Here is a 12,915-nt window from a genome sequence, read left to right on the forward strand (position 1 = left end):
AATAATTTTTGATTAATAAGGATATGTATGCCAAAGTTAAACCTGTTTTTTATAGTAAAAAAACATATTAATTTAAAGGGGAAAGTAAATAGAAACACCCTTTATTTGAGCGCTTCTATTGTTATGACTGTTTATTATTAAAATTTCTATAGTACTTCAACAATTGATTCGCAAAGTCTGGACATGTTATCTAATGTCATACCAGCCACGTTGATACGTCCTGAGTTTACGATGTAAATGCCATAATCATTACGTAATTTTAGCACTTGTTCTTCGTTCAAGCCACTGAACGAAAACATGCCATTTTGTTTGGCAATAAAACTAAAATCCTGATTTGCACCTTTGTCTTGTAAGGTTTTTACAAATAGTTGTCGCATGCGGTGAATGCGTTGACGCATGCTTGTTAATTCATCAATCCACTCTTCTTTTAATTCTTCATTGTTTAATATATAAGAGACGATTTTAGCACCATGGGCAGGAGGGTTTGAGTAATTAGCTCGAATAATTGTTTTGACTTGACTAAAGGCTCGATCGGCAATTTCAGCATTTGCCGCAATTAATGTAAATGCTCCCACTCGTTCGTTATATAAACCGAAATTTTTAGAATATGAACTTGCAATAAGTAGTTCTGGATGATTATTGGCAAATAACCGTAACCCATAAACGTCTTCTTCTATACCTTGTCCAAAGCCTTGATAAGCTAAATCAAACAGTGGTAACCAACCATTTTTTAAGGCAAGATCCGATATAGCTTGCCATTGTTCTGGAGTTGGATCGATACCCGTTGGGTTATGACAGCATCCATGGAATAATACCGCTTCGCCAGCGGTAACTTGGTTTAAGCTACTCATCATGGCATCAAAATCAAGAGTGTGCGTTTGTGCACTGTAATAATGGTATTCGCGTACTTCAAGGCCTGCCATTTGGAATACACTACGATGATTTGGCCAAGTTGGATTACTAACCCAAACTCGTTTTATTTTGGTTCGACGAGCTAAAAAGTCTGCCATAATGCGTAAAGCCCCTGTTCCTCCAGGTGCTTGTGCAGTTCTTGCTCGTTCATTTTCACTACCAAAAAGCAAAGTTTGCGTTGCAATATTGAAGGATTTGAGGCCGTCAATAGGAAAGTAACTTTTTGTGGTTTCGTCATTTAGTAACAAATGCCCTGCTTTTCTGACACTTTCTAAAATAGGGGTTTTGGTCGTTTCATCTTTATAAATACCGACACTTAAATTAATTTTATTGGTGCGTTCATCTTTATTATAAAGGTCTGCTAGCCCTAAAATGGGATCGGCTGGTGCTGCTGTCAAATTTTCAAACATAATCCACCTATTTAATTGATTATTATTACTGCATTATATACACATTATTTTGTAAGTTACAATTTCAAATAGGTATACGATAAAATAGATTTTTGTAAAATTTTTAACGTTCTTATAGTTACTGAAAAACTGTAAGTTGATTAAAAAATGAAATCAAATCATTAGTTAATGTCGTTAGTTCTCCTGTAATTAAGTCCTCTTTTACTATTTCGCCCGTTAAATTGTTTAATGAAATTATTTTTGTGCTGTCATCCGTCGTAGCTATAAAAATGGTTGGTGTTCGTTTTAATCTTTTTTGTTGGGATAAATGAGCTATTAAATTTTGTTCTAAAGTTGAAAAGTCATCATCGTTCCATGCTTGAATTAAGGTTAAATGTGTGTCGGTAAATTTAGCCGTCATATTGCCAGCATATTGTGTACCATAAAAAATGTGAGCAGAGGGATGTAAAATGATACCAATAACTTGTTCAACAATCGAGAGATCTCTTGGTGGTTCTAATAAAAATGGTTGCCAAAATACCGTGAGATGGTCAGTTTTTAAAATACAAGGCGAGGGGATGGCATGTAGTTCTTCGCTTTGTGGTGCGTATTTGAATTGCTCAATCCAACGAGTAGTAAAATTAAGTAAGGCAGTTTTATTGGCAGAGTTCATAAATAGATATATCTCATATTTAAATTATAATGTCATTTTATTGTAATTATACTGATTAGGATTCGTTATGCATAATTGCATCGGTGTTTTATTTTTAGTTAATGGGATAATTAGTAAGAAAAAATTTTGTAAAAAAGTTTCAGGTAACTATGTGTTTCAGTAAAAAATTTAAGCAAATTAAATAAGTTATTTATTGTGTGATTAAAGCAAGTTGAATATAGCTAAAAATGAATTCTTAACTGTTTGTAAAACAGCCAGTTTAATTTGCTTGCTATCCTTGACTGAAACGTTAATAATAGTGACGGATAATTTTATCCTTGTAATGCAGCAATGGCGTTAGACATTACAGTTTTTCAAAATAAAATAGCGTAAGTAGAATCATTATAATTAGATAATATGTTTATTTTAAACAATTGCATAAAGATTTAGTTTATTTGCTAAAGCCGTTAAGAAACATAGGTTTGCAAATTAGCCATATTAATAGTGTCAATAAATTATACAATTAGGTTTTTTTAAATATTTAGTGCTTTTTAATTTAGCATGTTACTTAATGTATGATATTGATGTTGTGTAAGCGGTATCAGGTTCACATAAAATAATAACAAAAATAACATAAATAAAATAATGAATGCTGTATACCAATATTTAGTTAAGTACCATTATTCATCATTGTTAAAATAATCACTTATCAATAATAAGATTCTACCTACTGTTAATTAAGATTAATCAAGAGTGTAGAATAATGAAAAGAATGCTAATCAATGCAACCCAGCAAGAAGAGCTGCGAGTTGCGCTTGTTGATGGTCAACGATTGTATGATTTAGATATCGAAAGCCTTGGACATGAACAAAAAAAAGCGAATATTTATAAAGGTAAAATCACTAAAATCAATCCAAGTTTAGAAGCCGCTTTTGTTTCGTATGGTGGTGAGCGTGATGGTTTTTTACCTTTAAAAGAGATTGCTGAAAGCTATTTCCCATCTAATATTTCTGGTCGTCGTAGTATTAAACATCTACAGGAAGGTCAAGAAGTCCTTATCCAAATTGAAAAAGAGATTCGTGGCAAAAAAGGTGCGGCTTTAACCACCTATATTAGTTTAGCTGGTAGCTACTTGGTGTTGATGCCTAATGATCCTCGTGCTGGCGGTGTTTCGCGCCGTATAGAAGGTGAAGAAAGAGCAGATCTTAAGCGTATTATTGATGCAATTGAAAAGCCAAAAGGCATGGGTGTTATAGCTCGAACGGCAGGAGTTGGTAAAAGCCAAGAGGAGTTGCAACAAGATTTAGATGCATTAGTTAACTATTGGACAGCAATTCAAAACGAAGCCAAAAAACATCCTGCACCAAGCTTGATTCATAAAGAAAGTGATATCATTACTCGTGCGTTTCGTGATTATTTGCGTGATGATGTTGGTGATATTTTAATTGATAATCCTAAAGTACTTGAGATTGCTAAAAAACGTTTAGCTGATTTGGGACGAGTTGAGTATATCGGTCGCTTAAAGCTTTATGAGGGTGATGTGCCATTATTTAATCATTTCCAAATTGAGGGGCAGATTGAATCGGCATTTCAGCGAGAAGTTCGCTTACCTTCTGGTGGTTCAATTGTTATTGATGCCACAGAAGCGCTTACAGCAATCGATATTAACTCGGCTAAATCCATTCGTGGTAGTGATATTGAAGAAACAGCATTTAATACTAACCTTGAGGCAGCCGAAGAAATAGCTCGTCAACTACGTTTACGCGATTTAGGTGGTTTGATTGTTATCGATTTTATTGATATGACACCAGTCCGTAATCAACGTGAGGTAGAAAACCGCTTAAAAGAAGCGATGAAAACCGATCGTGCACGAATTCAAACTACGCGAATTTCACGCTTTGGTTTACTTGAAATGTCGCGCCAACGTTTAAGCCCTTCATTACGCGAAGCAACGCATCACATTTGCCCTCGTTGTCAAGGTACAGGCACAGTTAGGGACAATAATTCATTGTCTTTATCTATTCTTCGATTGATTCAAGAAGAAGCAATGAAAGATAATACAGTACAAATCGATGTCATTGTTCCTGTGCCAATAGCGAGCTACTTACTCAACGAAAAACGTCGTGCTATCACCAATATTGAAAGTATGCATCCTGATGTCAAAATTGTGATTGCTGGCGATGAAGAGATGGAAACACCATTGTATAAGGTGATTCGTAAGCGTAGAGGCGAAGAAACAGATGTACTGAGTTATAATCTTCCAAAATTGATTCGTGAACTTGAGGAAGAGGAAGAAGAGCAACAAGCTGTTGAAGTTATTGTTGAACAAGCTGTATTATCTGGACCTAAAGTTGAAGCTTGTGCAACACCAAAAGAAAAGGTAGAGTCAAAAACTATAAAATCAGGCGGTCTGTTTAGTGGATTATTTGGTAAATTACGTAAACTGTTTGTTACTGAAAAAGTAGAACCACAGCCAGAAGTTAAAACAAGACCGACTAAAAGACGGGATAATCAACGTTCAAACAATCGACGTCAACGTAATCACCGAAATAACAATGCTGCTAATAATGGTAATTTTGTTGCAGCAGGCAATATTGACGAGGTTAAAGAATCAAGTCGAAATAATAATCGCAGAGCTAAACAAAATAGTAATTCAAATGCTAATTTGTCAGACTCTGAAAACAATCTTAAGGCAGATAGAGTTGTCGAGGAAGTGGTACAACCAAAACTGCGTGAGGCTAAGCCAAGACGCCAACAACGAGCATTAACTAAAAGTGTTCGTGTGAAAAATAGTAATACTACTGCCACGGTGCAGACTGAACAAGAACGAGTAATTATCCCTTCTTTATTATTACCTGTTATTGTCTCAGAATCAGCTGAGGGCAATATTGTATCGGAAATTCAACCGAAACGTCAGCGTCGTACTTCAAGACATTTACGAATGAATGGCCAACGTAATAAACGCCGTGTTCGTAATGTAGAACTAAAACAGTCTCCAATACCATTGCCGTTTGCTGCAGCATCATTGGAATTAGCTTTAGGTCGTGTTGTTGTTGATTACAGTCAAATAGCTAATTATGAACCACATAATGTGGTACCTGTCATTCCATCGCTTTTACTTCCTGTTATTGTTAAAAATGAGGAAGATGTAAATAGAACTGCTAGTGTTGATGAGGTATCAAAAGCTCCCATATTTGTAAGTGCTCAAGAGGATTTTAACGTTAGTGAGAAAAATGATAATGATCTTGTAATTAATGATTCACACTCAATAGGTTATTCCTCATCAGCAATGACTAAAGCACCTGCACCAGAATATGTGACTTATGATGTTGAAATAAAATTGCGTGAAGAATCAGATTATCATTTTGAAGGTAAAGGTAATGCTGGTGGTTTAAGTGCTCAGGATCATGCTTATGCCGCAGCAAGTAAACCAGTAATACTGGATAATCAATAAATAGATTAAAACACGGTGGCGTGGTTATGTTGCCGTGTTTTAATTAATTATAATAGCGATAAAGATAAATAATGATTATCTATATTTTCAAGAAAATAGTAACGTTTTTGTTTATTATCTGCGTATTAGCTCAGATTAGTTTTTGTTTAGTTTATTTTAGCCCTCACTCAACATTTAACATTAATAATTTAAGCTTTTTGGATGCCTACAGTGCTTTTTTTAAACAGTTGCTGCAGGGGCAATTCAGATTGTTAACTGGAGAAACAGTGCCGTTTCTCCATACACTATTGGCTACATTTGAACTGTGCATTCTTGCTTTATTCGTTGCTTTACTGATTGGATTGCCATTGGGAATTTTTCTTGGACTTAGTAATATTCATTGGTTAAATAATATTATCCGTTTAGGATCTTTATCTTTGTATTCTTGCCCTATAGTTATGGTTGTTATTATTGTTATGTATTGGTTATCGCCAACTTGGTCGATATCGATGAATTTTAATGTATCGCCATCAGTAGCTGGAACTTCGTTATTGGATCTTTTAATTTCATCAAAAACAGATAAATGGCATATGATATTGGGCCAACTTCACTATTTGTTTTTGCCGATCATTATTTTAGCTATTCAACCAAGCATTATGACTATTCAACTCGTTAGCCAGAATGTAAGAAATACATCACGACAGAATTTTATTAAAATGGCGATTATTCGTGAACGATCACCGTTTAAAATTTTACGCCGCCATTTATTACCTAATTCCATTCCTGCAACTATTCCACAGCTGACTTATAATACGACAACACTACTTTTTTCAACTATGGTAATTGAAATTTTATTTAATCGAGTAGGATTGGGGCAATGGGGGATGCTTGCTTATCATCATCATAATTATTTTGTTATTTCTATTGCCATTTTAGCCTGTGGCACTGTCATCAGTTTGTTAACGTTATTGGGCGAAATTTCGGCGGTAGTTATTTATCCTTTACGTCATAAGGAACATTATGTCTAGGCGAGCAAGATTGCTTCAAAATGTCAATTTAAGCTTTAATCGGTTGCATAGTAATTTCTACTTAGTTGTTGGCCTTTATGGCATATTGGCGCTTGCCTTTGTGGCATTATCAACCAAATGGTTCTTTCATGCTCATTTAAACCCTATTTACCCAACTTCATTACCACCTGCTTGGTGGTCTAATGGTGATATTAATCATGTATTAGGTACTAACGCTAAAGGACAAGATATTTTTGATTATTTGTTAATTGGTTATCGCTCAACTATGTCAATGACCTTAAAGGCGGTTTTTTATGTGGTAGTCATTGGTGGGTTAATCAATTATTTAATGTTTTTTATATCATTTATACGCCCTTTTATATTATTTGTTTTTAAATTTTGTATGGTAGTACCACCGTTACTTGGTGTGATTGTTATTAGCTTATTATTAGAAGATGACATTACTAATATTTTATTGGTAATAGGGTTATCTTATACGCCACGCTTTATTTATAATATTCATCAGCGTGCCATCAATGAATGGAATAAAACATATATTACGGCCTATAGACTTGATGGATTATCTTCCTTTACAATTTTTAATCATTATATTTTACCTAATATTTTACCTATTTATTTGACTGAAATTGTTTCGCTATTTGGTTCGATTATTTTAACTATTACTACTATAACTTTTTTAGGTTTTGCTAATGATGTTTCTCGACCAGATTTAGGTATGATGATGTTTCAAATGAAAGATATCATTGCAACTAATTATTTAGCCTTTTTATCTCCGGGAATTGCGGTTTCTGCTACAATTATTTTGGTTTATTTATTCAATTTTGGATTATATGGCCGTCGAGCAGGAACTTAATTATGGCATTGTTAGATATTCGGAATTTAACCATTGAGTTTATTACACCAGATGGTCTTTTACGTGCAATTGATCGTGTAAATTTAAAGTTGTCAGAAGGTGAAATTCGAGGTTTAGTTGGTGAGTCAGGATCTGGAAAAAGCCTTATCGCTAAAGCTATTTTAGGTGTGACTAATCATAATTGGAAGATTTCAGCTGATCGATTTTATTTTAATGACATTGATTTACTTAAACTCACTCCTAGACAGCGCCGAAAAGTCATTAGTGCCAATATATCGATGATATTCCAAGAACCACAATCTTGCTTAGATCCTTCCATGAAAGTAGGACAACAGTTAATTAGTGCAATTCCAAGAAGGACATTTAAAGGGCATTGGTGGCAAAGGTTATTTTGGCGTAAACATCGAGCGATTGAGTTATTGCATCGGGTAGGAATTAAGAATCATAAGGAGATATTAAAATCTTATCCGTTTGAATTGACTGAAGGTGAATGTCAAAAAGTCATGATTGCAATTGCGTTGGCTAATCAGCCTAAGCTACTTATTGCTGATGAGCCGACAAATGCGATGGAAGCAACTACAGAAGCACAAATTTTTAGGTTGCTAGCTAGTATGAATCAAAATGTGGGTACCACTATCTTATTTATTAGTCATGATCTGCAAATGGTTACCAGATGGACTGATCGTATCAATGTTTTATATTGTGGACAGACAGTTGAAGTTGCTGATAGTAAAGATTTAATTAAATCGCCTTATCATCCTTATACTCAGGCGCTAATTTATGCAATTCCTGACTTTGGTAAAGCGATGCCGCATAAAAGTCCTTTAAATACTTTGCCTGGAGTGATCCCATCATTAGAACACCTACCAATAGGTTGTCGATTAGGTCCTCGTTGTCCATATGCCCAGAAAAAATGTATTTTGGCGCCAGAATTGATACCGATAAAAGATCATTTCGTAGCCTGTCATTTTCCGTTAAATACTGATGAGTAGCCATAAATAATAGGAATATACGATGAATCCAATATTAAGAGTGCGTAACTTATCTAAGCAATTTAAAATTCCTAAAGGATTTCTGGGACATTTATACATTAATGCGGTGAAGCCATTATCGTTTTCTCTTAATGAAGGTAAAACGCTTGCAATTATCGGACAAAATGGCTCTGGCAAATCGACACTCGCAAAAATGTTAGTTGGTATGATAAAGCCTGATAGTGGAGATATCTGGATTGACGGTAATAAAGTTCAATACGGCGATTATAGCTATCGTTGTCAACTAATTCGTATGATATTTCAGCATGTAGAAAGTTCATTTGATCCACGATTACGTATTGGGCAATTGCTTGAAATCCCATTAAAGTGTAATGCTAATTATGATGCTCATGAACGTGAAAAGTTAATTAGAGATGTATTGAAGCAAGTTGGATTGTTACCTGAACATGCCTCTTATTATCCTTCAGTGATGGCTGCGGGGCAAAAACAGCGAGTAGCATTAGCTCGAGCATTGATTTTAAAACCTAAAGTGATAATTTTAGATGAAGCATTAGCTGCACTTGATATTTCGATGCGTTCACAAATTGTTAATTTAATGCTGATGTTACAAGCTGAACAAAATATCTCTTATGTATATGTTACTCAAGATATTGGGATGATGAAACATATCAGCGATGAAATTTTAGTTATGCATAATGGCGAATTGGTTGAATATGGTAATACTGCTGAAGTATTAGCTTCACCGCTGAGTGATATTACCCAAAAATTAATTAATAGCTATTTTGGTGAAGCGCTTACTGCAGATACTTGGCGTACCGATACTCGTACTTTTTAATTAACAAATCTATCGGAGTGATTTTGATTTTTGCATGAAGTAATACACATTTCTTTAGAATGTTTGTTAATTTGTAATTTGATTATTCTGATGATTTTGTTAAATAAAAAATCTCGACAAATAAATTAAAAGATACTATATTTAGCTATATAGATTTCTAGACGTCTATTTTGATGTTTAAAAATTACTTACCGATTTAGGAGTTTTTGTTATGCCTATTTGTATTCCTGACTCATTACCTGCGGTTGATGTATTACGTAATGAGAATGTATTTGTTATGACTTCATCGCGTGCTAATACCCAAGAAATTCGACCTCTTAAGCTTCTTTTTTTAAATTTAATGCCTAAAAAAATCGAAACAGAAAACCAATTTTTACGCTTACTTTCTAATTCGTCTTTACAAGTTGATATTCAGTTATTACGTATTGATCAGCGAGAGTCTAAAAATACGCCTATTGAACATTTAAATAGTTTTTATTGTGATTTTGATGATATTTGTGAGCAAAATTTTGATGGGTTAATTATAACAGGTGCCCCACTAGGGAAAGTGGCTTTTTCCGATGTTGTGTATTGGTCTAAGTTAGCCAAAATTATTACTTGGGCAAAGGATCATGTTACTTCAACTATGTTTGTTTGTTGGGGTGTTCAAGCTGCTTTGAATGTCTTATATGATTTACCAAAATTTACTCGCACGCAAAAGTTATCGGGTGTTTTTCAGCATCATATTGTGCAAACTAATGCGATTTTAACACGTGGTTTTGATGATACCTTTTGGGCTCCTCATTCTCGTTATGCTGATTTTCCAATTGATAAAATAAAAACATATACCGATTTAACTATTTTAGCTGAGTCTGATATTACCGGTCCTTATTTAATGGCTACAGCTGATAAGCGAATGGTGTTTGTAACAGGCCATCCTGAATATGATTCTTCAACGTTGGCAAATGAATATTATCGAGATTTAAATGCAGGTATTCATCCTGATATGCCATATAATTATTTTCCTGATAATAATCCTCATTTAACACCAAAAGCCACATGGCGTAGCCACGCTTACCTATTATTTAGTAATTGGCTCAACTATTATGTTTACCAGTTAACTCCATTTGATTTAACTACTCGAAATTTAACGATTGATGACTAATAAAGGTTAGCCGTATCTTATAATCAAATTTTGTTAGGTTGTTGCTAGATTTATTTAACAATAACCTATTTAAATTGGATCTTACAATGCCAAATATTAAATAATAATTGGTAAAACTTGCGAAATATTATCTAAATGTAATTTTAGTTATATAACTAGACTTGTAACCAGAATGTTACAGGACCATCATTAATCAATGATACTTGCATGTCAGCTGCAAATTGGCCTGTTTGAGTTGTTATTTTTTGTTGGCATTGTTCTACAAAAAACTGGTAAAGCCTATTTGCTTCATCGGGTTTAGCGCCTTTTGTAAAGCTTGGTCGCATTCCTTTTTTAGTGTCTGCAGCTAGGGTGAATTGAGAAACAACTAATATTTCGCCATTAGCTTGGTTAACATTTAAATTCATTTTTCCTTCATTATCGCTGAAAATACGATAACCTAAAACTTTATCACATAAACGAATTGCTTTTTGTTCGTCATCATCTTGCTCAACTCCCAGGAAAATCAGTAAACCCTGATTAATCTGCCCAATGATATTATTGTCTATTGTCACACTAGCTTGTTTTACTCGTTGGATTAAGGCGATCATAATTTAATTACTCTGGTAAAGAAGGGTTGTTAACAATATGTTTTTTTTGTCGATTATAGTCAGTTAAGGTTGCTGCAAATTCGGCCCCAAACAAGACAATGCACCAAGAAAAATAGATCCAAACTAACATAATGGGGATTGATGATACTACTCCGTAAATAAGTTGATATGTTGGAAACGAAGTAACATATAGTGCAAATGCGCGTTTACCTATTTCAAATAATGCTGCAGCGACAAACGCTCCAATCATCGATTCTTTTAAAGGTACAGACTCGGTCGGGATAATGCTATAAAGTAGCCAAAATCCAATCATAGAAATAATAAATGGTAAGCAATTAAGTAGTATATTACCCGTTGTTGCGGTAGATAGCCATTTCAATGAAAAAATATAAGAGCTAATCGCTATACTAGAACCAATTAAAATTGGGCCTAAGGTTAGTATTGTCCAATACATGGTTAGATTGTACATGAAGGAACGTTTGCGTTTAGTTTGCCAAATATGATTAAGTGCTGTATTAATTGAGTTGATAAGCAACAGTGATGTAACAATCAGACCAATTACACCAACAAAGGTCATTTTTTTTGTATTGGAGATGAATTGTTCTAAATAATTTTGAATGGTGTCACTCGCCGTTGGAACAAGATTGTTATAGATTAATTGTTTCAATAAATGGCTAATTTCATCAAACATAGGAAAAGCTGAAAGTAAAGAAAAAATAACGGTAATAAGTGGAACTAGTGCTAGTATAGTGGTATAAGCAAGTCCCGCAGAAGATGTTGTTAGCCGGTCATGGTTGATACGATTCCATAACATTTTTATAAAAATCTGTATTTGCGTCATTGATCTCATCGGCTTTTTATATTCTAGTTAGAAATAACACAATTATTAATCCCATTACTATTTAATAAGTTTAATGTGATATCGGCTTCTTTTTTACTGGTATAAGGTCCTACTGTGACTCGATATAATTGGCCTGAAGAAATATTGCCACTAACCCCAGTCATTGCAAGCTTAGCTTTTAGTTTATCAGCATTAGATTTATCTTTAAATGCTCCACATTGCAATAGCCATTTGTTTGTAATAGCTTGTGTTGGTTGTGATGTTACATTTGATGTTTGGTTTTGCGTTGTTGCTTCTTTTTTAGAAGACGTCACACTGCGTGAATTATTAACAAAGCTATTTAGGATTTGCTCTCTTTCACTAGCAATTGAACTTGACGCGGAACCATAATTAGCATTAGGAGTTTCTAATTCCTTAAGGTATGTCCAACGCTCTTGAGGTTGTTCAGGTAAAGTTATTGAAGGAGGTTGAGTTTTTGTTTTTGGCGGTTCAGCGGTTTTTTTAGGTGTATTATTTGCAACAAAATAGAGAATAGCAGAAAATAAAATAATGATTATAATAGCCAAAAATATCATAAAATTAGGCTTATTTCGTGACTTACTTTTTTTTGATTGGCTCTTTTTTCTGACATAATCACGCTGAACCACAATAAACTCTCTTTTTAATAATATTGTGTAAAATAAAACTAGTATATAAATAAAAAAAGTGGCTTACACCACTTTTTTTCGTATTTCTTTAACTATGTTAGTTAAAAAATTAATGTATTAAGCCAACGCTTTAATTTGTTTGATTAAATTTGCTTTATGACGTGCAGCTTTATTTTTGTGAATTAAGCCACGAGCCGCTTGACGGTCAACAACTGCTTGCATGTCTTTGAATGCCACTTCAGCTGTTTGTTTATCACCAGCTGCAACAGCTGCGTAAACTTTCTTAATATAAGTACGCATCATTGAACGGTTACTAGCATTATGTTTACGGCGTTTTTCGGATTGAACCGCACGCTTCTTAGCTGATTTGATATTAGCCAAAGTCAACTCCCAAGTTTAGATAAAAATTACATATTAATAAGGTGGCAAAATATGCCTTAATTTCTTCCTATTGTCAATGGCGTTACATAAAAAAATATGTTGGTAGTTTTTGTATTTATTATTAATGTTTATTATTTGCACAGCAATCCCTATAACCTAAAAAGAATTTTTATGTTAGAATGGCGTAAGTTTTATTTTATTTATATTTTACAAGGGGA

The 12,915-nt window shown here is 33.9% G+C and carries 12 protein-coding genes; 6 read left to right on the forward strand and 6 right to left on the reverse strand.

Going from position 1 to position 12,915, the window contains the following annotated elements:
* Window positions 1–146: 146 nt before the first annotated feature.
* A complete protein-coding gene (locus A9G32_RS04305; protein ID WP_065589649.1) occupies window positions 147–1,322 on the reverse strand; it encodes an amino acid aminotransferase in 1,176 nt (391 codons plus the stop codon).
* Between the two features lie 118 nt (window positions 1,323–1,440).
* Window positions 1,441–1,974 carry a SecY-interacting protein gene (gene syd / locus A9G32_RS04310; protein WP_065589648.1) on the reverse strand — a complete coding sequence of 178 codons (534 nt, stop codon included), beginning with the start codon at window positions 1,972–1,974 and terminating at the stop codon, window positions 1,441–1,443.
* Window positions 1,975–2,716: 742 nt separating this feature from the next.
* Here syd and rne point away from each other — a divergent pair.
* The 6 genes from rne to metA all read left to right on the forward strand — a co-directional run bounded on the left by rne (window position 2,717) and on the right by metA (window position 10,238).
* Window positions 2,717–5,407 (forward strand): ribonuclease E, encoded by a 2,691-nt coding sequence (rne, locus tag A9G32_RS04315; RefSeq protein ID WP_065589647.1) that lies wholly within the window; start codon window positions 2,717–2,719, stop codon window positions 5,405–5,407.
* Between the two features lie 266 nt (window positions 5,408–5,673).
* A complete protein-coding gene (locus A9G32_RS04320; protein WP_176701316.1) occupies window positions 5,674–6,414 on the forward strand; it encodes an ABC transporter permease subunit in 741 nt (246 codons plus the stop codon).
* Window positions 6,407–7,267, forward strand: coding sequence for an ABC transporter permease subunit (locus A9G32_RS04325; protein WP_065589645.1), 861 nt, complete (start codon window positions 6,407–6,409; stop codon window positions 7,265–7,267). The genes A9G32_RS04320 and A9G32_RS04325 overlap by 8 nt, the downstream gene beginning before the upstream one ends.
* Before the next feature lie 2 nt (window positions 7,268–7,269).
* Complete coding sequence (locus A9G32_RS04330; RefSeq protein ID WP_065589644.1) at window positions 7,270–8,259, forward strand: peptide ABC transporter ATP-binding protein; 990 nt, start codon at window positions 7,270–7,272, stop codon at window positions 8,257–8,259.
* Window positions 8,260–8,281: 22 nt separating this feature from the next.
* Window positions 8,282–9,094 (forward strand): peptide ABC transporter ATP-binding protein, encoded by an 813-nt coding sequence (locus A9G32_RS04335; RefSeq protein WP_065589643.1) that lies wholly within the window; start codon window positions 8,282–8,284, stop codon window positions 9,092–9,094.
* Between the two features lie 211 nt (window positions 9,095–9,305).
* Window positions 9,306–10,238: a homoserine O-acetyltransferase MetA gene (gene metA, locus A9G32_RS04340; protein WP_065589642.1), complete on the forward strand. Its 933-nt coding sequence runs from the start codon at window positions 9,306–9,308 to the stop codon at window positions 10,236–10,238.
* Between the two features lie 155 nt (window positions 10,239–10,393).
* Here the strand turns inward: metA and dtd are convergent, their stop codons facing one another.
* The 4 genes from dtd to rpsT all read right to left on the reverse strand — a co-directional run bounded on the left by dtd (window position 10,394) and on the right by rpsT (window position 12,697).
* Window positions 10,394–10,828 (reverse strand): D-aminoacyl-tRNA deacylase, encoded by a 435-nt coding sequence (gene dtd, locus A9G32_RS04345; RefSeq protein ID WP_065589641.1) that lies wholly within the window; start codon window positions 10,826–10,828, stop codon window positions 10,394–10,396.
* Window positions 10,829–10,835: 7 nt separating this feature from the next.
* Window positions 10,836–11,669, reverse strand: a complete 834-nt coding sequence (locus tag A9G32_RS04350; protein WP_218055834.1) for a virulence factor BrkB family protein — start codon at window positions 11,667–11,669, stop codon at window positions 10,836–10,838.
* 23 nt (window positions 11,670–11,692) lie between these two features.
* Complete coding sequence (locus tag A9G32_RS04355) at window positions 11,693–12,316, reverse strand: SPOR domain-containing protein (protein WP_065589639.1); 624 nt, start codon at window positions 12,314–12,316, stop codon at window positions 11,693–11,695.
* Window positions 12,317–12,433: 117 nt separating this feature from the next.
* The gene (gene rpsT / locus A9G32_RS04360; protein WP_025316521.1) at window positions 12,434–12,697 is read right to left on the reverse strand and encodes a 30S ribosomal protein S20; all 264 of its coding nucleotides are present in this window, start codon (window positions 12,695–12,697) and stop codon (window positions 12,434–12,436) included.
* Window positions 12,698–12,915: the final 218 nt, after the last annotated feature.

It is taken from the genome of Gilliamella sp. Gris3-2 (assembly GCF_001690345.1).
Classification (GTDB): Bacteria; Pseudomonadota; Gammaproteobacteria; order Enterobacterales; family Orbaceae; genus Gilliamella; species Gilliamella bombi.